The 24,090-nt window shown below is 59.2% G+C and carries 21 protein-coding genes; 13 read left to right on the top strand and 8 right to left on the bottom strand.

Annotated elements, in window-relative coordinates; translation table 11 throughout:
• The 6 genes from asnB to AC2FM5_RS14035 all read right to left on the bottom strand — a co-directional run.
• Nucleotides 1–1,815, bottom strand: a 1,815-nt coding sequence (gene asnB, locus AC2FM5_RS14060) for an asparagine synthase (glutamine-hydrolyzing) (protein WP_496736309.1), incomplete at its 3' end; no start/stop codon positions are given.
• A gap of 12 nt (nt 1,816–1,827) precedes the next feature.
• Nucleotides 1,828–2,946, bottom strand: coding sequence for a glycosyltransferase (locus AC2FM5_RS14055; RefSeq protein WP_496736307.1), 1,119 nt, complete (start codon nt 2,944–2,946; stop codon nt 1,828–1,830).
• Between the two features lie 78 nt (nt 2,947–3,024).
• Nucleotides 3,025–4,206, bottom strand: coding sequence for a DegT/DnrJ/EryC1/StrS family aminotransferase (locus tag AC2FM5_RS14050; protein WP_170391569.1), 1,182 nt, complete (start codon nt 4,204–4,206; stop codon nt 3,025–3,027).
• 13 nt (nt 4,207–4,219) lie between these two features.
• A complete protein-coding gene (locus AC2FM5_RS14045; protein WP_170391568.1) occupies nt 4,220–4,915 on the bottom strand; it encodes a PIG-L deacetylase family protein in 696 nt (231 codons plus the stop codon).
• The gene (locus AC2FM5_RS14040) at nt 4,912–5,826 is read right to left on the bottom strand and encodes a methionyl-tRNA formyltransferase (RefSeq protein ID WP_170371853.1); all 915 of its coding nucleotides are present in this window, start codon (nt 5,824–5,826) and stop codon (nt 4,912–4,914) included. The genes AC2FM5_RS14045 and AC2FM5_RS14040 overlap by 4 nt, the downstream gene beginning before the upstream one ends.
• Nucleotides 5,823–6,449 carry a sugar transferase gene (locus AC2FM5_RS14035; RefSeq protein ID WP_217353610.1) on the bottom strand — a complete coding sequence of 209 codons (627 nt, stop codon included), beginning with the start codon at nt 6,447–6,449 and terminating at the stop codon, nt 5,823–5,825. Before AC2FM5_RS14035 ends, AC2FM5_RS14040 begins: the two co-directional genes overlap by 4 nt.
• Before the next feature lie 668 nt (nt 6,450–7,117).
• Between AC2FM5_RS14035 and AC2FM5_RS14030 the strand changes: the two genes are divergently transcribed.
• The 12 genes from AC2FM5_RS14030 (at nt 7,118) to AC2FM5_RS13975 (ending at nt 21,482) form a co-directional block, all read left to right on the top strand.
• Nucleotides 7,118–8,338, top strand: a complete 1,221-nt coding sequence (locus AC2FM5_RS14030) for a polysaccharide biosynthesis/export family protein (RefSeq protein ID WP_170371851.1) — start codon at nt 7,118–7,120, stop codon at nt 8,336–8,338.
• 65 nt (nt 8,339–8,403) lie between these two features.
• Nucleotides 8,404–9,270, top strand: coding sequence for a sulfotransferase family protein (locus tag AC2FM5_RS14025; protein ID WP_170359606.1), 867 nt, complete (start codon nt 8,404–8,406; stop codon nt 9,268–9,270).
• Nucleotides 9,267–9,542 carry a hypothetical protein gene (locus tag AC2FM5_RS14020; RefSeq protein WP_170599854.1) on the top strand — a complete coding sequence of 92 codons (276 nt, stop codon included), beginning with the start codon at nt 9,267–9,269 and terminating at the stop codon, nt 9,540–9,542. The genes AC2FM5_RS14025 and AC2FM5_RS14020 overlap by 4 nt, the downstream gene beginning before the upstream one ends.
• Before the next feature lie 202 nt (nt 9,543–9,744).
• A complete protein-coding gene (locus tag AC2FM5_RS14015) occupies nt 9,745–11,868 on the top strand; it encodes a polysaccharide biosynthesis protein (protein WP_496736296.1) in 2,124 nt (707 codons plus the stop codon).
• 163 nt (nt 11,869–12,031) lie between these two features.
• On the top strand, nt 12,032–13,654 hold the full coding sequence (locus AC2FM5_RS14010; RefSeq protein ID WP_170359603.1) for a hypothetical protein: 1,623 nt from the start codon (nt 12,032–12,034) through the stop codon (nt 13,652–13,654).
• Nucleotides 13,655–13,761: 107 nt separating this feature from the next.
• Nucleotides 13,762–14,571 carry a glucose-1-phosphate cytidylyltransferase gene (gene rfbF, locus AC2FM5_RS14005; protein ID WP_093963249.1) on the top strand — a complete coding sequence of 270 codons (810 nt, stop codon included), beginning with the start codon at nt 13,762–13,764 and terminating at the stop codon, nt 14,569–14,571.
• Between the two features lie 7 nt (nt 14,572–14,578).
• Complete coding sequence (gene rfbG / locus AC2FM5_RS14000) at nt 14,579–15,706, top strand: CDP-glucose 4,6-dehydratase (protein ID WP_496736291.1); 1,128 nt, start codon at nt 14,579–14,581, stop codon at nt 15,704–15,706.
• Nucleotides 15,707–15,725: 19 nt separating this feature from the next.
• A complete protein-coding gene (locus AC2FM5_RS13995) occupies nt 15,726–16,940 on the top strand; it encodes a DegT/DnrJ/EryC1/StrS family aminotransferase (RefSeq protein WP_496736288.1) in 1,215 nt (404 codons plus the stop codon).
• 215 nt (nt 16,941–17,155) lie between these two features.
• Nucleotides 17,156–18,109, top strand: coding sequence for an NAD-dependent epimerase/dehydratase family protein (locus tag AC2FM5_RS13990; protein WP_480727723.1), 954 nt, complete (start codon nt 17,156–17,158; stop codon nt 18,107–18,109).
• The gene (locus AC2FM5_RS13985; RefSeq protein WP_170341704.1) at nt 18,106–19,107 is read left to right on the top strand and encodes a glycosyltransferase family 2 protein; all 1,002 of its coding nucleotides are present in this window, start codon (nt 18,106–18,108) and stop codon (nt 19,105–19,107) included. The genes AC2FM5_RS13990 and AC2FM5_RS13985 overlap by 4 nt, the downstream gene beginning before the upstream one ends.
• Nucleotides 19,104–20,237 carry a glycosyltransferase family 4 protein gene (locus AC2FM5_RS13980; protein WP_170447971.1) on the top strand — a complete coding sequence of 378 codons (1,134 nt, stop codon included), beginning with the start codon at nt 19,104–19,106 and terminating at the stop codon, nt 20,235–20,237. The genes AC2FM5_RS13985 and AC2FM5_RS13980 overlap by 4 nt, the downstream gene beginning before the upstream one ends.
• A gap of 51 nt (nt 20,238–20,288) precedes the next feature.
• Entirely contained in the window at nt 20,289–21,482 is a 1,194-nt protein-coding gene (locus AC2FM5_RS13975) for a glycosyltransferase family 4 protein (protein ID WP_496736284.1), read from the top strand.
• Nucleotides 21,483–21,712: 230 nt separating this feature from the next.
• On the opposite strand, the gene AC2FM5_RS13970 is transcribed toward AC2FM5_RS13975, so the two are convergent.
• Both AC2FM5_RS13970 and AC2FM5_RS13965 read right to left on the bottom strand, forming a co-directional pair.
• Nucleotides 21,713–22,726: a sulfotransferase gene (locus tag AC2FM5_RS13970; protein ID WP_496736282.1), complete on the bottom strand. Its 1,014-nt coding sequence runs from the start codon at nt 22,724–22,726 to the stop codon at nt 21,713–21,715.
• 75 nt (nt 22,727–22,801) lie between these two features.
• Nucleotides 22,802–23,065: a hypothetical protein gene (locus AC2FM5_RS13965; protein ID WP_496736280.1), complete on the bottom strand. Its 264-nt coding sequence runs from the start codon at nt 23,063–23,065 to the stop codon at nt 22,802–22,804.
• A gap of 7 nt (nt 23,066–23,072) precedes the next feature.
• Here AC2FM5_RS13965 and AC2FM5_RS13960 point away from each other — a divergent pair.
• The coding region (locus AC2FM5_RS13960; RefSeq protein WP_496736278.1) for a lipopolysaccharide biosynthesis protein at nt 23,073–24,090 on the top strand (1,018 nt) is incomplete at its 3' end.

Genomic DNA, 24,090 nt, shown 5'->3' with positions numbered 1-24,090 from the left:
CCCTTGTCCTGTTGAAAAAACCTCGTTTGCCACAGGCTTCAGCGGGCCACGCAGCCAGTCGTTGACGGGAATTCCGAACCCTTGTTTTGGGCGATCATACAAGGCCTTTGGTACGCGCTTGTCCACGAGGCGCCTTAGGGCCACCTTGCCCTGTTTGCCGTCGAAACGCAGGGATCGGGGCGCCTGCCAAGCGGCGGCGACGACGCGGTCATCCAACAAGGGCGCACGCGCCTCAAGACCGACGGCCATCGATGCTCGGTCGACTTTCACAAGAATGCCTTCGGGCAAATACAGGCAGGAATCCAGCAGCAGCATCGTGTCGATTTCATCAAGGCCGTTGGGCAATCCGAGTGTTTGATAAACCCCGCCGTCATTCACGTCCTTCAGCGCTGCGGACGGGTCCCAAAGACTGAACAGGGTATTGTATCGGCTTCTGAAATCAGGCTGCGCGATGACCGAGGCGACTTTGGAGATCCTGTCGGCTGTGATCTGGTCGCGCATGGTGTCTGAAACGAATTTACGCAGGATCGGCGCAACGGCTGCACGCAGGGCATCAGGGGATGCTGCCAAGACTGACGCAGCCGGCCTTGGAAGTTTTCGGCCCAGGCGTTCCATCGCCATCATTCGGGCGTAGCGTTCGTACCCGCCAAAGGATTCGTCGCCGCCATCACCCGACAGGACGACGGTCAGCTGATCGCGGGCCAGTTTGGACACCAGCAGGGTTGGAACACCGGACGGGTCGGCAAAAGGTTCGTCATAGACGTGTGGTAGGTCATCGAGCAATTCGAACGCCATGGAGGGTGTCGCAGTGACCTCGTGATGGTCCGTGCCCAGATGTGCAGCGATTGCGGCGGCATGGTCTGCTTCGTTCAGCCCTTCTTCCTGGAAACGGACTGTAAAGCTGGTGACCTTGCCGTTGGTTTGTTCCTGCATCATGGCAGTGATCAGGGTCGAGTCTATCCCCCCGGACAGGAAGGACCCCACCGAGACGTCCGCGACCATGCGCTCCTGCACGGCGCGTTGCAATTCCTCTTCAATACGAGCCAGCGCCCGGTCTTCGTCTTGGATTGGTGCGGCAAGTCCCTGTTTCGCGCAGTCGCGAAGGTCCCAGAACGTCCGGATGGCATCTACCAGGTCCTGAGCCGTCCCGGGCGGTTGGTCCAAGCGGACTTCGACCATTGATCCGGCGGGCAACTTCATAACTTCGCGATAGATCGAGAGTGGTGCCGGCACATATCCATAGCGGGCGTACTGCGCCTGAGCACGCCGGTCGGCTTCCGGTGAGCCAAATGCGGGGTTCGCGCGCAGCGCCTTGAGTTCGGAACCAAACAAAAGCTGGCCGGATTTGAGGCCTAGATACAGGGGTTTCTTGCCCAACCGATCGCGTGCAAAAACCACCCGGTTCAGCTTGCGATCCAAGACCGCGAAGGCGAACATGCCGTGCGCCTGTTCCAATGTCTTGCGGATGCCCCAGAGGTCCATAGCCGCCAATAGCACCTCGGTATCTGATGTGCCGCGAAACGTGACGCCCTTGTCCAGCAACGTTTGCCGCAGGGCCAGAAAGCCGTAGATTTCCCCATTGTAGACGATGGTGAACCGGCCGCTGGGCGAGGTCATTGGCTGCGCCCCGGTCTCCGACAGGTCGACGATCGAAAGGCGGCGATGGCCCAGAGCTACACCGGCGTCTGGATCGACAAACAATCCGTCGGCATCGGGACCCCGGTGCTGAATAGCGTCGCACATGGCCTGCAGCGTGGTGCGGCCCGAGTCGGCGCCCATGGGCTGAAAAGTCAGAAATCCGGCGATACCGCACATGGGTCAGGTCCTTTATTCGACTTGAGGCGCTGTGGGTGGCGCCGGGTTGGCAGCTTGGTTCAGGGCCTGATCATAGGCGCGGGCAATCGCGTCGAGGGAGTAGTGTGTGGCGATGCGGTCGCGGGCAGCATTGCTATGGGCCTTGTAGGTTTCGGGCGGCCAGTTGGCAGCTTGGACCAGTGCCTCTGCCAATGCCTGCGGATCACGTGGCGGCACGACATAGCCGCACGAGTCCACCACTCTGGCGCTGTCGCCGACATGAGTCGTCACGACCGGGCGGCCGTGGCTCATGGCTTCGGCGATCACATTCGGAAAGCCTTCGGTGCGCGAGGCCAAAACCAGCAGGTCAATGCTCGAGTAGAACTCGGACATATCGTGCAGGTCGCCGCACAATGTCACGCTGTCTTCGGGCAGATCGTTGTCGGCCAGCATCGCGAGGATCTCAGGGTTCTCCAGCGTTACGCCGTCTCCGGCCAGACGGGCATGCAGGTCCGGGACGGACTGGCGCGCAATCGAGAAGGCGCGGAAGAAAGTTTCGAAGTCTTTCTGCGGGTGAAACCTTGCCGCCACTCCAAGCACGCGGGCAGGTCCCGGCCGCGCCGTTGGATCGGGCGGAAGGATAAACCCGTTTGGAATCACCGTGGAATGGTCCCCGGCAAAGCCGTATTTCTCGTGCTGAGTTTGAGCGCGGGTCGAGTTGTAGAGGATCCCCTGACAGAACCGGGAAAGCACCTTCGACAGAGCCACCGCAGCGCGGGTGCTGCGGGTGAAGGCAGCCGGGTCGTCCAGCGCTTGCCGCACGGTCCAAACGACGGGAACGCGCCGCCCGGCAAGTTTGCCGGCAATCAGGCCCAGGACCATCGCATGGTACATCCAGCACAGAACCACATCCGGCTGATGGGTCCGGATCAAACGTCGGATCTGCCAAACCGCGCGAAACAGGGCCAACGGCGATCTGGCACGCAGCGAAACGTATTCGACCTTGTCATTCGCCGCCATTGCGCGGCAGCGGTCCGAAACCTCGGTCAGGGCGACGACGCAGGCCCGTTCGCCGGAATGGGCCAAAAGTCGGGCCAACATGGCTTGTGCGCCACCTTGGCCTGAGAAATCAGTGGTGACATGCAAGATCATCGGGTCACCCTCCGCAGCTCACCGGTGGGTGTTCGACTCAAGCTGTATATTGATCGGCCACACATCACCAGTTCGCGCTCAGCCCTGCGCCATGTGGCGGGCCGTCGCCTTTTGGCCCACATCAACAATGGCCTTTGCCAGACGAGCGACGTTCTCGGTGGACCAGGCTGGGTCGACCAGGAAGGCAAGGCTGGTTTCGCCCAGCTCGCGCGCCACGGGCAACGGTTCCTTGGGTCCCAGGCCTCGGCTGGTGAAGGTTTTCTCGAGATAAATCTCAGAGCAGCTGCCGGAAAAGGCGGGAAAGCCGGCCTCGGCGATCTCGGCGATGATGCGGTCCCGGCTCCAGCCGGGCGCAAGTGTTTCCGGCCGCACAAATGCGTAGAAGCGGTAAAATGCGTGGGTAACGCCGTCAGGTGGCATTGGCACGCGAAAGGCCGGGCAGGCCGCAAGGGCCTTGTGCAGGATATCCGCATTTGCCGTCCGGTGCGCGCGCCATGCGTCCAGGCGTTTCAGCTGTATTCGACCAAGTGCCGCCGAAGGGCCGTTCATCCGCAGATTGGTGCCGGGTCCCGAGTCGTGCAGCCAGCGAAAGCCGGGCGGGTGTTCGGTGTTGAACACGGTGTTATAACCTTTGCCGTGATCCTTGTAGCTCCAGATGCGGCTCCAGAGATCAGAGTCGTCGGTCAGCAGCAGTCCGCCTTCGCCGCCTGTGGTCATGATCTTGTCCTGGCAGAAGGAAAACGAGCCCAAGGTCCCGATGGTTCCGACATGGCGGTCGCCAATCATCGCACCGTGGGCCTGGGCGCAGTCTTCGATGACCCAAAGGTCGTGGGCGCGGGCCAGATCCATGATGCCGTCCATGTCACAGGGCCAACCACCCAGATGCACGGGTATGATCCCCCGGGTGCGCGGCGTGATCGCCGGGGCGATGGTTTCGGGCGTGATATTCTGGGTGTCGGGATCGACATCGACAAAGACCGGAACTCCGCCCGCCAGCATCACCGAGCTGGCCGAGGCGATGAAGCTGCGCGGCGTTACAATGACCTCATCACCTGGTTGCAGGCCTAGCCCGAGCATCGCGGCGTCCAGCGTTACTGTCCCGTTGGCCATGGCGATCGCGTGTTTGGCTCCGGTATATGCGCAGTATTCGGCCTCGAATGCGCGAACATCTGGGCCGGTCCAGGCGTTGACTTTGCCAGAGGCCAGAACTTGCGCTACGGCGTCGATCTGTTCCTGATCATAGATGGGCCACATCTGCATTTCGCACCTCCTGTCAAATCACCGATCGGACCAGAACAAAGCCTTCAGCCGCCGACCGGTGCACCGTCGCGCCGCGCAGGGTGGCCAGTGCGCGCAGGCTGTCGACCGATCGTTCGTGCGGCGCCTGTTTGACCTGGCTTTCGAACTTGCCGAACGCCTCCAGCTTCCGCTCGATCGTGTCCGAGATGTCGACAAACACGTTTGGCACGAAGGCCGGGGTCAGATAGGGGGCGTTCCAATTTGTTTCGGAAAGGGTTTCGTAGGCCAGAATATTGGCCGGATAGTCATGTTGATGCGGGCGGCTTGCCACCAGCGTGGACAGAAAACTCAGCTGGTGATCCATATGGATGTCGCCTGGATGCGGAGCCAGGATCAGGCTGGGGGCGATGTCGCGGACCAGCTTTCCCAGCGCGCCGTTCAGGTCCGAATGGGCATGTTCTGACAACTCCGCCGCATTGAAGTCCATCCAATGTGTTTCGGTGACGCCCAGCAGATGATGCGCATTGAGTGCCTCGCGCCGTGTGGTTGCGACCTGTTCATCGGTAAACTTCGGGGGTTTGCCACGAGTGACGACAACCACATGCACTTCGCGCCCAGCATCGGCCATGCGGGCCATCGTGCCGCCGGCGCCCAGAACCTCATCATCGGGATGCGGAGCGACGATCAGCGCGGGGCCGGCGTGGCCAGTGGTCAGGTCGGAAGCGATCATGGATGTGTCCTCAGTTTCGCGTGAAGGGCAGGGGGGGTATCGGCCCCTGACCATTCAGTTATGTCCAAACAGCGCCCGTCGCCGCAGGCCACCGTAAAGCCGCCGTTGCCGATGGCCTGGATCTGGCCGGGCAGGCCGATGAAGTAGCCCTCCGGCTCGGTATATCTGACCCCCGTCAGAACCAGTTTCACGCCATCGGGGCTATAGGTGTAGGCGCCGGGGTAGGGCGGACCCGAGGCACGGATCAGGCGGTGGATGTCCGCAGCAGGATTGGTCCAGTCAATCAGGCCGTCCTCGGGGCGGCGGCGGGCGCACAGGCTGATTCCGTCGGTGCGTTGTGGTTCGGCCGGGATGTCGCCATTGGAGATCTGGTTCAACAGAGGCGGCAGCAGTCCTGAGACGGCACGCAAAGCCCGATTGTACAACTCGCGTGCAGTGACGGTTTCGGGATCGACCGCATAGATGGCCTGAGCGGCAATAGGGCCGTCATCGGCACCTTCGCCCAACCAGAAAAGCGAGGACCCGACGTTTCGTTCCTGCAACAGGATCGTCCAGGGGATGACACCGCGCCCCCGCAAGCGGGGCAGGGCCGATGGGTGAAATCCGATGCAGCCAATCCGCGCCAACGCCCGGAACTCGGGGCCGCAGATCTGTGACCAACCGAGCACAAGGATCAGGTCGGGTTTGACCTTGGCAATCTGTTCGAGAGTCGCGGGGTCGTTGGTTTTCTCGATATGCAGAACCGGGACACCATACTTTTCGGCCGCCGGTGACAGGTCGACGAAATCCGAATGCCGTGCAGACAGGCGCGGCGACAAGGTTACCAGAAGGGCCGGCACATGCCCGGCACCGCACATCGACATCAGGGCTGCAAGCGTAGTCTCGACGGCGCCGACAAGTACGATATTCACGCGTTCATCTCCTGCATGTCCTGGGCCAGCGGGCCATTCGAGTCCATCCATTTCCGGGCCGCCTCGATCCGGTCGTCGCGGCGGGGTTCGTTGTGCAGGGCCGCACCGACTGTTTCGCCCAGAATCTGCAGGTCCAGCGCCAGTGACCGATGCGCCACATACCATAGATCAAGGCTCAGTTTTTCACTGTTGCTGAGGTTGGTGTTGCCGCTGACCTGCGCCCACCCGGTCAACCCCGGCCGAACGGAACATCGGTATTGTCCGGCGGGTCCGAAGTCTTCGATCGTTTCAGGCAGCAAGGGGCGAGGCCCAACCAGGGCCATTTTGTTTTGCAGGATCAGAAGGAGTTGCGGGATCTCGTCGAGGCGCAGGCGTCGGATCATTGCCGTGGCGCGCGTCTGGCGATCCGCATCGGGGTGCAAAGATCCATCCACCGCGCGCGTCTCTTTCATGCTGCGCAGTTTGTAGAGTCGGAAATTGCGACCCTGTCGTCCGGCTCGGATCTGCGAAAACATCAATGGACGGCCGATGGACAAAAGCACCACGACACACGCAATGACAAAGAAGGGAAGCGCGAGCAGGCCCAGCAGCAGGCAGATCAGGATTTCAAGCAACCGGTTCACAAATCAAATCCAACTCGCAACACGCGGGGTCCCGCGACACACAAAAAATCAACCAATACAAAGGGACGCGACACGCCACCCGAGCAACCGCGACTGAAATACCGACAACCCGGGTCGACAAGCGGCGATGCAGCAAGATTGGTCGAAACGGATTCTGTTTGCAAGCCGTCGATGCCGCCGCGGGATGCAGGGGCTGAGAATGCAGGGTTGACCAGAAGAAGACGCTGATTTGCCCTCCGTGTTGCGTCAACGATTCGAGCCAATGCCTTGAACTGTTGCCAGTCAGGAAAAGCAGGAGCCAGAGCCGCGGTGTGATTGCCGCGAAACTAGGCGGGGTGTTCTGATCGGGTGTTTCGCGCAAAACACCCAGCCTTCGGGCTGCATTCACAGGGGGTTGCGAACGCGGCCGACGCGGTGGCCAAGGCGCTGACAGGTCAGTGTCGACAGGAAAGCCAGCGCCAAAGGCGACGCGCCATTGGCTTTGCTTGTCAGCCTGAGGCCAAGCGCCTATGATTTGCCGAGCGGGATCGTTTCTGTCCCGCCGATGACCGAAATTGCTTTTGACGACCGACTTGCGCTGTGGGTGCGGTTTGTGTTTTCGAGATTTGAGTATCGTGCCCGGCACCCACGCCCGGCTTGTTGGTGTTTAAGAGTTGGGAGGCAAGGTTTTGCGCAGCTTCTTTCGAGTAATTCTGGCGACGCTGTTGTTTGCGCTGGCCGCTCTGCCGGCCCTGGCCGAAAGCTATCGCCTGCTGCCGCAGGATCGCCTGTCGGTTCGTGCCATGCGTTGGGACCCATTGTCCGCAAGTTACATGATTTGGGATGGCGTGTCCGGCGAGTTCGCTCTGGCCGGTGACGGAACGCTGATGTTTCCGCTGGTAGGACAGGTTGAGGCGGCCGGGCTAACCACGCTGGAACTGTCGCAGATGTTGGAGCTTGAGCTCAGCAGCCAGACCGGCATGGCCGAGCCGCCCAAGGTCGCGCTTGAAGTGATCAGCCACCTTCCGGTCTTTGTTCTTGGAGACGTCAATTCGCCGGGCGCTTATGCCTACCATCCCGGGATGACCGCCCAGCAGGTTCTGGCCCTTGCAGGTGGTCCGATCCGTCCTCCGATCCAGTTTGGTGCAAACAATGATTTTCAGATCATGCGGATGGGCGGCGAAATGCGGCTGCTATCCACTCAGATCGATGAGTTGGAAGACGAGAGGCAGAGGCTGAAAGCTGACCTTGCGAGCCTGCAGGAAGAAGGGATTGAGACCGGCACCGACGCGGCGCCTGACGCTCCAGGAGGGCTCGAGGGTGAAATCCTCGAGGCGACGATGAACGCCCGCGAGGGTTTGGGTGAACGAATTCGGGATCTGCAGGAGATGCTCAAAGAGCAGATCTCGAGCCTGACCATCCAGTTGGAGCTTCGCAAAACCCAGATCGAGAATGTCAGCCGGGAGTTGGAAAACCTGAACCAGCTCAAGGAAAAGGGTCTGACCGTATCGAACCGGGTGACGACCATGACCAATCTTCTGAACGATCTGGAATCCAAGCGTCTGGATCAGGAGGTTGCGCTGATGCTGGCTCGTCAGGAGCTGAACCGCGCCGAGCGCGACGAGTTGGAACTGGATGACAAGGCGCGCTCGGATGCTCTGGTCCAGTTGAACGCGGTCGAACGCGAGTTGGCCTCGCTTCGGACGCGTCTTGATACCGCGGCAAGCCTGCATGGAGAACTGGCTGCCGCTGGTTTGCTCAGCGACGATGATATCGCCAGTGAAGTTGTAATTGACTACATCGTCACACGGGCGGGTGGCACGGCGCCACGCAAGATGGACGGGACCGAGGCGGTTCAGCCCGGGGATACCATAGAAGTCGTACGAAGAACCATTGTCACGTCGAATTGAGTGTTCCGGCGCGGGGTTTGCCGGGTTTGTTTTTTTAGTCTGTTCGCAAGGTCACGAGTATTCCTATGTCTCTCCCTGACGGTCGTCCGGTCGACTTTCTGATTTTCGGTGCCGCGAAATGTGCAACCACCTGGTTGCAAAAGTCGCTGATGCAGACGCCGGCCATCCATATGCCGGGTCCCGAGTTGCATTTCTTTTCTCGGTATTATGCAAACGGACTGGACTGGTATCGTGACCAGTTCGGAGACTGCGATGGCGCAGATCTGATTGGTGAAAAATCGAATTCGTACCTGACTGAACCCCCGGCTGCGCAACGCATTCGGGAGCATTTCCCTGAAACTCGATTGATCCTGCAGATGCGGGACCCGGTTCAGCGCGCCTATTCCGACTATTGCATGTTGTTCCGCCGCGGCGAGGTCTCGGGAAGGATCGAAGATTATCTGGATCCGGCGGTCGCGGCCGACCAGCGTTTTCTGTCCGATGGGCGATATGGCCACCATCTGAAGCGGTTCTACGACTTGTTCCCAGAGGACCAGATCCTGCTGTTGGCCTATGAGGATGTCCGCGTGAACCCTCATGGGAACCTGAAGAAGGTGGCCGGCCATATTGGATATGACGGACAGCTGGAGCCGCCTGTGCAGCAGAAAGTCAAAGATAAGAATACACCCATGGTGCCACTGTCGCTGCGTCGTGTGCTAAAGCCGGTTCGAGCTGTTCTGGACCCTGTACGTCACACCTGGCCGGTGCGGTCCATCCGAAACGCTGTCGCTCGAAAGGTGACCTACCCGGCCCTGTCGCCCGAGCTGGAGGCGAAGATGACCGAGTTCTATGCGACCGACGTGGAATGGCTTGCCCGCCGCAATCCGGGACTCTGCCTGAATTGGACGGTTTCGGATGCAATTCACAGAAGCGAATCGCAGGCCATGTCATGATCGAAGCCAGAATTTGGTTTCCATTCAGGAAACAAAAGCGCCTTAGGGCTTTGTGCGTGCACGATGAACCGGGAATATCGGGCCGTGAGGATACAACAAATGAAACTGCGACGGCGGTCACCTGCTGCAAAAAGTGGCATTTCTGTGATATTATGGTGTCCAAGTGGTGGAAAGGGGATTTTGATACCCATGTTGGTGTGGTAGCCTTGAAGATGTGGGTTCGTGGTCGGGACCGTGTGATGGGCCAGACCACGCGTAGTGTAACGAGTTGACGAGTTAAAAGGGGGTTTGGTTCAGGGCGGAGGTTTATAGGCGCCCGGAATTACGTGGGGGACTTTTAGCGAAGCAATGTGTTTGCCGGCCGGCACCATGTGGTGTCGATCGGGAATTGAGGCTTTTTAGTGGTGGAGCGGGTGTGTTTGGCCCGTCTCATTTCAGTCGAGTGGTAAGTGGCAATTTTTGCCGGGGGTTCTTATGAGTATGTACGAGCAAGAGTTGGTTAAGCTCAAAAGTGGACCGGATGCAGACAGCACGATCGAACAAGATCGCGCGTTTGGAGACATCCAGTCGAAGCTGCGACAGAAGCTGACCGAAATGAGCGCCAACCGGCGCCTGCTGATCGGAGATGTATTCGCATCCGCCGGAGCCGTGGCCGTGGCCGTCGTTCTGGCCAATGGTGGCATTGTTCCTGAACAGTTCGGGTCCTTTCTGTTGCCGTTGGTGGTGATGACTTGCCTGGTTGCACTGGCGGTTTTACCGCTTTCCGGCATCTACAAACGCCACACGCGGTCGACTTCGCTGCGCGATGTCACGTTGATCGTCCGGGCTGCGGGTCTGTCTGTTGTATTGCTGGCATTGCTGGGCGCTGCCCTGCCGGTTACCGCGCAAGTGCCGCTGGCGGTCTATGTCATTCAGTTCCTGCTGCTGGTGCCCGCCTTTGGTACCCTACGCGTTCTGGCGCGCAGCACTGAGTTGACGAGCGATCCGGCGCGCCGTTGCCCGGATGCGTCCAACGGGAAAATCCCGGTTATTCTGGTCGGTACCGGCGCCAGCTGCGACCTGTTCGTGCGGTCTCTGCGCAATCAGGAGTCCAAGTATGAACCCGTCGGCATCATCGATGATGCGCGGAACACGCAAGGCCTGTATTTCCACGATGTGAAGATCATCGGGTCGCTGTTGGATGCAGACGCCGTTATCGAACGTCTGAAGTATTACGACCAACTGCCGCAGCGCGTTCTGTTGACCGAGCCTGTTACCCATTTTGAAAGTGATGGCATTCGCAAGCTGACCCGTTGGGCTGAAGCCAACAGCATTCCGGTGTCGCGTCTGGCGGGACTTGAAGAACTTGGCACCGAGAGCAACGGCATCCGGACCGTAAATCCCGAAGACATCCTGGACCGTCCGCAGAAAGCGGTCGAACGGTCGATGCTGCGCGAGATGTTCAAGGGCCGCCGCGTCCTGATCACCGGCGCCGGAGGGTCGATCGGTAGCGAGCTGACACGCCAGATCGCCTCGTTCGAGCCGGCCGAGCTGGTGATGATCGAGAACACGGAATACAACGCCTATTCCATCGACATGGATCTGGGTCAAAACTTCCCGGATGTCGCACGCCGGATCTACGTGGCCGACATTCGCAATGCGTCCCGCGTGAACGCGATCTTTGAACGTCACCGCCCCGAGTTGGTCTTCAATGCTGCTGCGCTGAAGCATGTGCCGATGGTTGAGCTGAACCCTTGCGAAGGCGTTCTGACCAACGTGATCGGAACCCGGAATGTTGCGGACGCGGCCCGCAATGTGGGTGCAATCGCCATGGTGCAGGTCTCGACGGACAAGGCCGTGAACAGCACCAGCGTCATGGGCGCCACCAAGCGCGTGGCCGAGTTCTACGTTCAGGCGCAGGACCGCGTGACCAACGAGACCGACGAGAAAACCCGGTTCTTTTCGGTTCGGTTCGGTAACGTGCTGGGGTCGTCCGGTTCGCTGATCCCGCTGTTCCAGCGCCAGATCTCGGAAGGTGGCCCGCTGACGGTGACTGATCCGAAAATGGAGCGGTACTTCATGACCATCCGTGAAGCCGTGCAGCTGACGCTGGTTGCCGCCGCGCGGGGTCTGAACCTTGAAGACAGCCACGGCGAGATTTTCGTTCTGGATATGGGTCGGCCGGTCAAGATCGTGGACCTGGCCGAGCGTATGATCCGTCTGGCCGGCCTCGAGCCCTATCAGGACATCGACATCAAATTCATCGGTATCCGTCAGGGTGAAAAGCTGTACGAAGAGCTGTTCGACGTGACCGAAGAGCGTCGCGAAAGCGGTATTCCTGGCGTTTCCTCGGCAATTCCCGAAGGCGTCTCTGCCGCGCGTTTGCGGGCGCTGATCCTCAAGCTGGAACAGGCTGCTCAGGACGGCAATGATCTTGGGGTCAAAAAGCTGCTCAAGGATCTGGTGCCGGGTTACGGTGCAAACGGTCTGCGCCCGATCGATGGCAAAGAGCTGGCCGCGCGCACCGGCAAGCCGCAGATCAAACCTGTGCCGACGCCCAAGCGGATTGCAAACTTCGTACCGCAGAAAAATCTGGAGACGATCAACGCCGGTCGCTAAAATTTGTCAAAAGTACATTTAAGTGAGCGGCATTTTCAGCCGCGGGTTACGATTTCAGAAGGGCTCTTCGGAGCATATCGTTGATGTTTATTTGCGACCTTGGCGGTTTACGGCAACCTGCAGATTTTGGCGGGCCCGTCCGAACGGGCAAAGCGAGAGGGATATGACGGCTGAGGCCGAACATATGCGTGACGGGGCCGTTTCTCAGGCCGGGTCTGGTCGTCGTCGCGCGGCGCTGTGGCTCTTGTTTGGGGGGCTGCTGGCCGTGATGTTGGCGGCTCTGTTCGGCCGGATCATGTCGTTTGGTTTGCGTCGGGACGAATTGATGTTCGTGGCACCGGCAGAATTGTTGGGCCAATGGCGCCTGTACCAGGGCTTCTTCTACAATCACGTTCCGGATTCGGCGTGGTATTTCCGCGGTCTCTATTTGATCACGGGTCAGGAGGGTCTGCTGGGCTCAGCGCGCCTTGGTGTGTTTCTTGGCTGGATTGCGTTGATCGGCGGTACCGGTTGGGTGACCTGGCGCCTTTCCGGATCGGCTCTGCTTGCGGCATTCTTCATCATGGTCTTGATGGTTGACGGAACACTTCTGGCCCAGGCCGGAATGGCCGCCAGCAACAACCTGCTACCATTGCCCTTCGTCGTATGGGGTGTCGGGGGTTTTCTGCTGGAAACCCAGCGCGACCATCCGCGGCCAGTTGTTTTTGTACTGATTGGAGTCTGCCTGTCGATCGCCGCGGGGATGAAAGTCAGCGCGGTGGTTTTCATTCCGCCCGTCGCGATTGCCACTTTTCTGATGCCGGGGCATATGGCGTTTGCAGAACGTGTTCGACGGGTGACCCTGCCGATGCTGGCGGGTGGGCTGCTGGGGGCCTTGCCGCTGTTCTGGTACATGGCCGTTGATCCCGCGGTTTTCATCGCGCATGTCCTCAAGTTCCATACGGGTCCGCACGTGGCCTACTGGCAGGCCAACGCCGCCTCTGAACCCGATCTGGCTCTGGGCCTTGGGGGCAAAGTTCAGTTGGCCTATTCGGTCTGGTTGGGTGGAGCGGCACTGGTTTGCCTGTTCGTTGTTGCCTATCTGACAGTTTTGGCCAGATCGGGCGGCATGCTGCTCTCCGAGCTCGGCGCGGTTCTGTTGGTTTTGGTTCTGATCGCCGTGACAGCCGCGTTCAGCTTTGTACCTTCGCCCGGGTTTCCGCAGTACTACATTCAGCCCTTGGTCATGATCCCTCTGCTGGGCGCATTGGTCTTCCGAAAGGTCGGGTCAGAGCAGCGCTCGCAGGTCACCCCGGTCCTTGCGGCCGGTTTCGTTCTGCTGGCAGTGCTTGGCGCGCCGCGCCTCGTTCCTGGTCTGGCAGCAGTGAGCGATCCCAGCGGCTTCACGACCACCCGAGTGGCGCAGGGTGCCGAGGCTTTGAAGACCGCACTTGCCGAGAGTGCCCATCCGGACGGACCCGTAGCGACGATCATGCCGATCTATCCGCTTGAAGCGCAACTGCCGGTCTATCCCGAACTGTCTACTGGCCCCTTTGCCTATCGGATCGCGCCTTACACGGAACCTGACTTGGCCGCGAAATACGTGATGGCAGATGCGGCCGGGTTGCAGGCAGTGTTTGATTCCAATCCTCCCTCCGCTTTCCTGCTGGGATATGATCCGGCTCTTGAGCAGCCATTGTTGCGCTATGCGGAAACAAACGGCTACCAGCCCGTGGAAATTTCGGGATTGGGCAACCGCTACGGGCAAGGTGTGGTATACTTGAAGCCATCGGGAGCAACGGAATGAGCCCAATTCGATCCGCGGTCTCTGGTGGTCGGTTCGTCAAGCGGCCGGTGTGAGGCCCACGCAGACATGCAGATTTTAGTAACAAGTATTTTGAGGGAGTGGCACGAATGAAAACGATACTGCTTGCTGGCGGTCTGGGGTCTCGGCTGGCCGAGGAAACAGTCTCGATCCCCAAGCCGATGGTCGAAATCGGCGGCCGGCCGATCATCGCGCGCGTCATGGATATCTACAGCCATTTCGGGCACCGCGATTTCGTCGTAGCCGCCGGATACAAGGCGCTTTTGCTCAAGCAGTTCTTCGCGAATTACCACCTCATCGCCAACAATATCTCGGTCGCTCTGGATACGGGCGAGCTCAAGCTGGTGCCTTCGGCGCCCGGCGGTTGGAACGTATCGGTGGTCGATACCGGGGCTCATACCATGACAAGCGGGCGCATCCGGCGTCTGAAGGAATGGCTGGATCCGGGCGAGACCTTCATGTGCACTTATTCTGATGGCCTGGGGAACATCGACATCAACGCGCTGATCGATTTTCACAAGTCGCACGGCAAGCTGGCGACTGTCACGGCGGTTCAGCCGCCAGCACGTTTCGGCAACATCGAGTTAAAGGGCGACCGCGTGGATGCGTTCACCGAAAAGGTGCGCCGCCGCGAAACCTGGATCAACGGTGGGTATTTCGTATTCGAGCCGGGGGTCATGGATTACATGGTCGACGATATGGAGCCGCTGGAACAGTCACCGCTGTCTCAGATGGCCCGCGACGGTGAACTGATGGCCTATCGCCACGAGGGTTTCTGGCATCCGATGGATACGATCCGTGACCGCAACGCGTTGGAGGCCCTCTGCGAGGATGATACGCCGCCTTGGCTGCAATTTGATGCCAAGCCCTCCTCTGATTACCCCGCCATAGCGATCTGAGGAACCAATGACTGGTCAGTCCGATCAGATCTTCGGCGGTCAATTCACCGGCCGCCGGGTGCTTGTGACAGGGCATAGCGGGTTCAAGGGCGGGTGGATTTCGACCTGGCTGAACCGGCTGGGTGCGCAGGTCACAGGCATTGCCTTGCCGCCTGAGCCCGGGCCTTCCTTCTATCAGGCGTGCGGACTTGATCGGACCATGGACAGCCGCTTTGCCGATATCCGCGATCCGGCGGCCTTGGCACGGGCGACCGAGGGTCTGGATGCCGAAGTGGTGTTTCACATGGCTGCGCAACCTTTGGTGCGCAAATCCTACCGCGAACCGGCCGAGACATTTGCGACCAATGTCCAAGGTACGGTCAACGTTCTGGAGGCCGTGCGTCGAATGCCATCGCTGAAGGCCGTTGTCGTGATCACCAGCGACAAGTGTTATGACAATCGGGAATGGCTGTGGGGTTATCGCGAAAACGACCCTTTGGGCGGCAAGGATCCGTACAGTGCCTCCAAGGCGGCAACCGAGCTTGTGGCCCAGTCCTATGCGCATTCTTTCTTTTCTGACGCGAATGGCCCTCAGCTTTCGACGGTTCGGGCGGGCAATGTCTTTGGCGGAGGAGACTGGGGCGAAGACCGGTTGATACCGGACATCATTCGAGCCTGGCATGATGGCCAGCCGGTGACCATCAGAAACCCGGATAGCGTTCGGCCATGGCAGCATGTGCTGGAGCCGGTCGCAGGGTATTTGCTGCTGGCCCAGAAGATTCTGAGCGACGGACAGCGTTTTGCAGAGGCATGGAATTTCGGGCCAAACGTTTCGGGCACCGTCAACGTCCGGGATATGGCGGATATGATGTGGCGCGCCTGGGGGGCAGGCGCGCCCGGGTTCCGGTTCCCGGATGGGTCCGCAACGGCGCCCCACGAAGCTGGAATACTTCGGTTGGACAGCACCAAGGCGCAGACCCGTTTGGGCTGGCGGCCTCGGCTTGAACTGTCTCAAGCCGTTGAACTGACAACCGACTGGTACAAGGCCCACGCAGCGGGCGACGACATGGGTAAGGTCACCCAATCGCAGATCGCCGCATACCAAGACCTCATGTCCGGTACGGGTTGCGACCAAACCGGGCTGGCCGCACAGTAGATTTTCAGGAGATTATTTGATGAGAGTGAATTACGGACAGACAGTCCACGGCCAGGAAGAGATCGACGCCGTCGTCGAGGTTCTGAAAACATCCACCCAAATGGGACCCAAAGTCCGGGAGATGCAGCAGAAAGTCGCTGCACTGTTTTCGAAGGCACATGGGATCATGGTCAATTCCGGGTCCTCGGCGAACTATCTGGCCGTCGAAATCCTGGATCTTCCCAAAGGATCCGAGGTGATCACCCCGGCTCTGACGTTTGCCACCACGGTCGCTCCGCTGGTGCGGCAAGGGCTTGTGCCCGCATTCGTTGATGCGGCCGAGGGAACCTACAACATAGATGTCGGACAGATCGAGCGGATGATTTCGCCCAAGACCTCGGCGATGATGATCCCCTCGTTGATTGGCAACCTCCCGGACTGGCGTCGGATCCGGGAACTGGCCGATGCACATGGCCTGAAGGTCATCGAAGACAGCGCTGACACATTGGGTGCCACGATCGAGGGTACCAGCACGGGCGTCTGGTCGGATGTTTCGACCACCAGCTTCTACGGCAGCCATGTCATCAACGGCGCAGGAAATGGCGGAATGCTGTGCGTCAATGATGACGAGTTGGCACGCAAGGCATTGCTGATGCGGTCGTGGGGCCGCAGCTCGTCGCTGTTCGTCGAATCCGAGGCCATCGAGAACCGCTTCAACGTTCAGCTGGATGGGATCGAATATGATGCCAAGTTCCTGTTTGAGGCGCTCGGCTACAATCTTGAACCGTCCGAGATCAGCGCTGCTTTCGGCCTGGTGCAACTGGGCAAGCTTGAGAACAATATTCGGGTCCGCGAGGAAGCCTTTGCTGCGCATCGCGCGTTCTTTGCGCAATATGAGGAATGGTTCATTCTGCCTGAACAGCTGCCGGGCGCACGCACCGGTTGGCTGGCGTTTCCGCTGACTCTGCGAGAGGGCGCTCCGTTTACCCGTCGCGAGATGCAGATTTTCCTGGAGACGGCGGACATCCAGACCCGGCCGGTCTTTACCGGCAACATTTTGCGCCAGCCGGCCATGAAAGATGTTGAGTATCGTGCGGATACCGCAGGTTATCCCGTGTCCGATGCCGTAATGCGCGGCGGCATTCTGTTGGCATGCCATCACGGGCTGACTCAGGCTCATATCGACTATATGCATGAAAAGACGCAGGAATTCCTCAAGCCGTATATGACCGGGATGCCGCGCAAGGCGTCTTGATCCGAGGTCTTCCAGTGGCCGCTTTCCGTCTGCGGTTGGTGGGTGCGGAATGATCGGTGTTGGCGCAACTATCCCAATGGGCCCAAATTCCATAGTATCGAAGGGACCGGCTAGGGCGCAGGAATGAAACTGATGACAACTGATCATGATACGGGTGACCCGCAAAGCGCGGTTTTCACCAATCCGGCCCAGAACATGGCCGGCGGCGGTTTGTCATGACGAGGCGCGTTCTGATCACCGGGGCCGGAGGGTTCATCGGACAGCATCTGCTCCGAGCCTGTATGGACAGAGGGGATCAGGTCGTGGCCGTGGTCCGACCCGGATTCCTCTCTGATGGAATGCCCGATGTGGAATTGCAGCGTGTCGACCTGAGCGACAGGGATGCTTTGCGCCGCGTGTTTGACACGTCCCGGCCAGAGGTTGTGTTTCATGCGGCGGCAAACACCCGGGCTGTAGCGCGGCCCGGCCTCAAAGATGCCGAAGCCAGCGTGAGCGACAATCTTGTGCCATTGATGGCTGTGTTGGGCGCCGCTGCGACCTGCGACGCACCGCCGGATGTATTCATCCGTCTTGGAACCATTGCCGAATACGGTGAGGTTCCTTCTCCCTACACTGAAACTCAATGCGAAATGCCGCGCGACAGCTATGGGGCATCTATGCTGGCAGGGACCAAGTACTTGACCATGCTTCGGCCGCGCCTGCCATTCACGGCTATGACGGCACGGCTTTCGCTGACTTATGGTCCGGGTCAGACCGGGCCCCAGTTGGTCCCGTATCTGATCCGCACGTTGCTGAACGGGGATGCCGCGCGCATCGGACGCCCCGATGATATCCGGGATTTTCTGCATGTCGGCGATGCCGTGCGTGCCCTTCTGATGTTGGCCGATGCACCGCGGGTTGACGTTCCGCTGGTGAATGTCAGTACCGGAGTGGCTACTCGAGTCCGTGACGCGGCCGCGATCCTGGCTGAGCTGACCGGTTCCGGACCCGGTCAGCTCGACTATGCCGACCCGCCAAGTGAGCCGATGCACCTGGTCAACGATCCCGGACTTATCCATTCCCTTTATCCCTGGACCGCGCGGATCGGGTTGGAGGACGGCCTGCGGGATACAGTCGATTGGGCCATCTCTTTGGATGCGCGGAAGAACATGGCAGGACAAAACGCATGACGGTCATTTCCATTCTGATCCCCGCCTACAACGAGGAAGACAACGTCCGTATGGCCTATGAGCGCGTGCTGGCGGTGTTCGACAAACTGGATGGGTACGAGCCTGAAATCATCTTCACCGACAACCATTCCGAGGATCGGACGTTTGAAATCCTGTCCGAAATCGCGGGGGAGGATCCTCGGGTCCGTGTGATCCGCTTTGCGCGGAACATGGGGTACCAGGCTTCGGTTCTGACAGCATACAGGTCGGCGACCGGGGCCTGCGCGGTGCAGCTCGATTGCGATATGCAGGACCCGCCCGAGTTGATCCCTCAGATGTTGGATCTGTGGCGGCAGGGGAATCATGTCGTCTATGGTATTCGCCGCAGCCTGCCCGATGGCCCTGTCGTTGCCGCTGCACGGCGGGGGTTCTATGCACTGATCGACTTGATCAGCAACGATAATCTGCCGCGAAACGCGGGTGAGTTTCGTCTGACTGACAGGCGGATATTGGACGAATTGCGCCGGGTTGATGACCGCTCGCCCTATGTTCGTGGACTGATCAGCGGCATGGGGTTTTCGCAGGTCGGATTCGAATATGATCGCGCGGCCCGGACAGCGGGTGAATCCAAGTTTCCGGTCCGGGCGATGTTGGCGCTGGCTGTGGACGGGTTGATCAACCATTCCCTGCTCCCGCTGCGCCTGGCTTCGCTGATCAGCCTTACAGTAGGGCTGTCGATGTTCCTGTTGATGATCGGCTACCTTGTCGGCAAGCTGTTCTTTGGCCAGGATTGGCCCGCAGGTTTTGCAACCACGACAATCCTGCTGCTCTTGTCGATGACCCTGAATGCGATGTTCCTTGGCATCCTTGGGGAATATGTCGGCCGGATTTTTCTGCAGGCCAAAAACCTTAACCAGCCCGTGGTCGAAACCGAGTTGAATGGCCCGGTGGAACAATTGAACACGTCTGGGAAACAGAACCGTGCCGACAGCACGCAAATGGTGGAGCGGGCGCAGTGAAGATACTGATCGTTCAGGGTGGGTTCGGAGCTGGCGGTGCCGAAAAGATTGTCTCGGTTCTTGCAGCCCATCGGATCGGCCTTGGCGATCAGGTCTCGGTTGCGGGCATGACCATGCCCGAGGACGGGTCGTATTTTTCTTTCCCTGACGGCGTCAGCCTGCTGGTAGCCGAAGGCGGAAACGACGGGTTCAGGGGGCTGAAACAGCTGGCCCGCCTGCGCCGGATTCGTCGCTTCATCCGGGACGAGAACCCCGACGTGGTGGTATCCTTTCTGACTAAAATCAATGTCCTGACGCTCGCTGCAGCCCTGGGGCGGGATGTTCCGGTGATCGTTTCAGAGCGGAACAACCCGATCGTGCAAAACGCCAACCCTGTCTGGCGCCACGCTCAAAACATCCTTGGACATCGAGCCAGCACCGTGGTCATGCAGACTGAGCGGGTGCGCCAGGACCTGCCGCCATCATTGCGGAGCAAGGCGCGGGTCATTCCAAATCCCTGTGCGCCAATCGATGGTGCAGCCACGCTCCTTGGCTCGGGTGGCAATCGGCTGGTCGCGGTGGGGCGGTTGGATCCGCAAAAGGGGTTCGATCTGTTGATCGACGCAATGTCGGAAATCATCCAGAATAACCCGGACGCGCGCCTGACGATTTTCGGGGAAGGCCCGGAACGTGCCGCGCTCGAGGCGCAGAGGGACCGGTTGGGTCTGCAGGACGTCATCTCCCTGCCGGGCGCGAGCAACACACCCGGAGCGTGGATGGATGGCGCAGACATACTGGTGTTTTCCTCCCGCTTCGAGGGGTTTCCCAATGTGGTGGCAGAGGCGACCGTCGCAGGCTTGCCGGTTGTGTCTTTTGATTGCCCCTACGGACCACGAGAATTGATCCGACACGGTGAGAATGGATTGCTTGTTGCGCCTGAAGACACGGAGGAACTGGCCCGCGCAGTGCTGCAGCTGAGCGACGATCCGGAATTGCTGGACAAGATGCGTCAAGGATACCAACACAACAGGGACTGGCTGGCTCCCGGCAGTATTCTTGAGAAATGGGACCGGATCATTGCCGATGCCGCTCATCGCAGGGTTGGAGCGGGGGTCGAACATGGCCATAGCAGCTGCCGCCGGGAGAGTTGAACCAAACCAGGCGGGCCGCAGCGCCTGCTCTGCCATCAGGAGTTGGCATTGTTGCAAAAGTTGAAACCGCAGGTCTCCCTCCCCACGCGGGCGCGACCACGGATCGTGGTTGTCGCCAATCTGACTGCGTCTTTGCTGAATTTTCGCTATGACCTGCTGAAGGAGTTGTCGGAGCGGGCTGAGGTCGTCGCCTGCGGTCCCGAGCGCCATGAAGCGACGGAAACTGCGCTCGCAGAAATCGGTGTGGAGTTCGTGCAGTTTCCGCTGTCACGTGCCGGGATGAACCCGGTTGAGGACATGCGCACGCTGCGTGCTCTTGTGCGCGTTTTCAAGGAATTCAAACCCGACATTGTCTTTGCCTACACCATGAAGCCAATCATCTATGGTTGCCTGGCTGCAAAATGGGCGGGAGTGGACCGGATCTATGCCATGAACACCGGGTTGGGCTATGTCTACAGCACCCATGGCCTGACTTTTCGGAGGCGTGCGGTTCGCGCTGTGTCATCGGTTCTGTATCGTATTGCGCTGAAAGGTGTGGACGAGGTGCTGGTCTACAACCGCGCAGATGCCGAAGAGTTCCGAGAAAGGCGCCTTGTTGCACCAGATGCCAAGCTCAGCATCGTGCCCGGGTCTGGTGTAAATCTGGATCGCTACGGATTTACCGATCCGCCAGCTGGGCCGCCTGTATTTCTGATGATCTCGCGCCTGCTGCGCGAGAAGGGCGTGTTTGATTTCGTTCAGGCTGCCCGTTTACTGAAAGAAACGCACCCCCAAGCAAGATGCCAATTGCTTGGTCCGATGGACGCCAACCCGGATTCCATCGGCCAACGCGAGATCGACGAATGGACGCGCGAAGGCGTGATCGAATACTTGGGAGAAACTTCGGACGTCCGGCCCTATTTGGCAGCGTGTTCGGTCTTCGTGCTGCCGTCGGCCTACCGCGAGGGGATACCGCGCACGATTCTCGAGGCGATGTCCGCGGGGCGGGCTGTCATCACGTCGGATGCGCCGGGTTGCGCTGATCCGGTCATCAGCGGCGTGACTGGTTACGTCGTGCCGGTCCGGAACCCCGAGGCCCTGAGCCGCGCCATGGCCTCGTTTGTCGAGAGTCCTGATCTGGTGGAACGAATGGGTCAGGCATCGCGGAAACGTGCCGAGGATTCGTTCGATGTGCGTCGGATCAATTCGATCCTTCTCGGCAAGATGGGATTTTCGGCCAATACCCGAGAGGATAAGGCAAATTGAGGGGTGGTGACTCTGCCAAGCATTTGTTATTTAATGATAAACGGGAATATTTGGAAGAATTCGCAGAAACTACGGGAAACCCCTAATTCCCAGGCCGCCTGAGACTGGCTAACCTTACACCAACAACGAAATTCGACCGGTGGGGCCGTCGGCCCGACCACTCACTCGACAAATGACCAGCATATGGGGTGCTGGTCATTTTGTTTTTTGGGGGGGCAGAAAAGCGCAGTTCAGACTGCGGTTGTGGTCGAAGGCAGCTGATACCCGAACTGACCTAAATCGAGGCCAGTCAAGGATTGGAGTTCAGCGTTGGACTCAGCAAAGGCACCGTCAAATCGGGACTGAATTCTGCCGATCAGCCGGTTTTTGAGCATCTGATCCAGCTTGTCGGGAAAGATGCGCCCGATCGGTCGGTTCAATTTTCCGAATCTGCGCGTTGCGTTCGGAAATGGCAACAATGCGCCTTTGCTCAGTTGGTTGTCGCTGAGTGTGAAATTAACAAATCGCTGCAGAATCTGAAAACACTCCGATCTCTTCTCATTAGTGACTTCAAATTCGCGCTTCTTGTGCTCGACGCCGACGAAATTGCACAGGGTTTCCACAAAAGAATCCGGCTCGGAAATGAACTGTTCGTAGGCCAATCCAAGCACACGATCCTTGCCGAACTTGTCCTGGTAGAACTTGAACAAGCGGTGGTACCGGTAGAACTCCTCCGAGAACATCGGCGCACGTCGCAGGTTCGGTTCAGGTTCGGACAGATATGTCTTGAGCGATCCGTGGCCGCCATCGGTGATGTACTGGCTGTACATCGATAGGATCGACGACAACTGCTCGCGGAATACGACCAAGATGTAGGCGTCGGGAAACGTGCGTTGCAGACGGTCGGCAATGATGGTGCTGTCGAACCCGCCGCTGGCCGGGTAACCAGAGAATCTCTCGTGAGAGAACACCGGAACCTGCCCGCTATCCTGCGATTTTTTCAGGAAACTCTCGTACATCTCGCGAGTTTCTGCGGGATCATAGGTCATCGGCTGCGGCAGTACGATCCGGTTTGAAAGAATGTATTTGCGATCGCCATGCGGAGTCGCGAACGGTGCGTCCGGCGCCGAGAACAGCTGCTGTTGCAGGGACGACGTAGCGGTTTTGTGATAGCCGATATGGACAAGAACGGGTGCACGGGTCATGACGGGGTATTCAACCTTCGGACCGGGTATTTTCAGTCTGGCTCCGGGCGCGGTCGGCATCCGACCCGGACCGGTTGGCACCCCGACAGGTGCTCCGAACAAGAATTGGTTTCTGTCGCAACTTCAAAAGCCCTTTCAACAATCAGTACTGGATTCAATCGGCAAACTGCGCTTTCGTAAAACGATATAATCCAAGACAACTAAATGATAGAAACGGAAACAACCGGAAACATGACTTAACCCGCCACAAATTTTGGAAACGTATTGAATTGTACCGAGTGCATGGGTGAATTGATGACCCGCTTCCTGAACGCCGCGTGGATAGTGCCGCGTGGTTTCGCGTGAACCGATGAGTGAGCCAAGCTCGAAGCCGCTGTTGAAGCGGCTGGCCAAGAACATGTCATGGATGTTCTTGTCGCAGATCTTGGTTGGTCTGTTCGGTTTGGCCAGCCTCATCTTTACGGCTCGCGCAATCGGGCCGGCTGCGGTTGGGATTCTGGCGCTGGTGGACGCGTACATTCAGGTGATGGACAGGTTGTTCCGGCTCGAGCCATGGCAGGCAACCATCAAGTACGGCAGCGAGGCTCTGATCGAAGAGGATCCGAACAGATTCCGACAATTGATCAAGATGTCTGTGGTGACCGATTGCCTTGGCGGGCTGCTGGCTGGTTCGGTGGCGATAATGCTGGCGCCAAAGCTTGCTCCGTTCATCGGGCTGTCTGAACCTGAAGGCGCGTCCTATATCACGCTTGTTGCCTTTGGGTTGTTTCTATCGCTCCGACCAACCGGCATTGGAGTTCTTCGAATTTTCGACCGGTTCGACGTGCTGGCGATCTCGGACATGGTAATCGCCGGCCTTCGGCTTGTCGGAGTCATCATCGCCTTTCTGCTGGACTTGGGGATCTGGGCATTTGTGGCTCTGTTGCTGATGCATCAGATCCTGACCGGGCTGGTTGCGTTCTTTCTGGCACTGGCCGAATTGAAAAAACGCAACTTGCACAGGTTTTTGTCCCAGCCGCTGCGGCGGGCTTTTGCCCATAACCCCGGGTATCTGCGGTTCCTTTGGAATTCGAATTTCAACGTAATCCTGCGACAATCGACTCAGCGGCTGGACATACTTGTCGTCGGCGCCCTGCTGGACGTGACATCGGTGGGCTTCTATCAGGTGGGCAAGCGCATCATGGCCAATGTTGTTCGGATTGGCGGCCCCGTCAGGCAAGTCCTGTACCCCGAGATGACCCGCCTATGGGCCGTCGGCGATTTCGGCCGGTTCTGGCGTCTTGTACGGCTGGTGTCGCTCTCGGTTTGCGGGGTGTCGATCCTGGTCTCCATTCCGTTGGCGCTGAAGATGCCAGAGTTGGCCGTTCTGCTGTTCGGGCCAGAGTTCCGTGGCGCAGCGCCCGTCATGACGATCTTGATGTATG

This window comes from Ruegeria sp. BHSA162, from assembly GCF_059613385.1.
This window is presented reverse-complemented; position numbering and strand designations above follow the sequence as displayed.

What these genes read in the sequence shown, in the direction of transcription:
- AC2FM5_RS14055 (WP_496736307.1), bottom strand. Translation starts at nt 2,946, where the DNA reads ATGATCTTGCATGTCACCACTGATTTCTCAGGCCAAGGTGGCGCACAA.
- AC2FM5_RS14050 (WP_170391569.1), bottom strand. Translation starts at nt 4,206, where the DNA reads ATGCAGATGTGGCCCATCTATGATCAGGAACAGATCGACGCCGTAGCG.
- AC2FM5_RS14045 (WP_170391568.1), bottom strand. Translation starts at nt 4,915, where the DNA reads ATGATCGCTTCCGACCTGACCACTGGCCACGCCGGCCCCGCGCTGATC.
- AC2FM5_RS14025 (WP_170359606.1), top strand. Translation starts at nt 8,404, where the DNA reads ATGTCTCTCCCTGACGGTCGTCCGGTCGACTTTCTGATTTTCGGTGCC.
- AC2FM5_RS14020 (WP_170599854.1), top strand. Translation starts at nt 9,267, where the DNA reads ATGATCGAAGCCAGAATTTGGTTTCCATTCAGGAAACAAAAGCGCCTT.
- AC2FM5_RS14015 (WP_496736296.1), top strand. Translation starts at nt 9,745, where the DNA reads ATGAGTATGTACGAGCAAGAGTTGGTTAAGCTCAAAAGTGGACCGGAT.
- AC2FM5_RS14010 (WP_170359603.1), top strand. Translation starts at nt 12,032, where the DNA reads ATGACGGCTGAGGCCGAACATATGCGTGACGGGGCCGTTTCTCAGGCC.
- rfbF (WP_093963249.1), top strand. Translation starts at nt 13,762, where the DNA reads ATGAAAACGATACTGCTTGCTGGCGGTCTGGGGTCTCGGCTGGCCGAG.
- rfbG (WP_496736291.1), top strand. Translation starts at nt 14,579, where the DNA reads ATGACTGGTCAGTCCGATCAGATCTTCGGCGGTCAATTCACCGGCCGC.
- AC2FM5_RS13995 (WP_496736288.1), top strand. Translation starts at nt 15,726, where the DNA reads ATGAGAGTGAATTACGGACAGACAGTCCACGGCCAGGAAGAGATCGAC.
- AC2FM5_RS13990 (WP_480727723.1), top strand. Translation starts at nt 17,156, where the DNA reads ATGACGAGGCGCGTTCTGATCACCGGGGCCGGAGGGTTCATCGGACAG.
- AC2FM5_RS13985 (WP_170341704.1), top strand. Translation starts at nt 18,106, where the DNA reads ATGACGGTCATTTCCATTCTGATCCCCGCCTACAACGAGGAAGACAAC.
- AC2FM5_RS13970 (WP_496736282.1), bottom strand. Translation starts at nt 22,726, where the DNA reads ATGCCGACCGCGCCCGGAGCCAGACTGAAAATACCCGGTCCGAAGGTT.
- AC2FM5_RS13965 (WP_496736280.1), bottom strand. Translation starts at nt 23,065, where the DNA reads ATGTTCTTGGCCAGCCGCTTCAACAGCGGCTTCGAGCTTGGCTCACTC.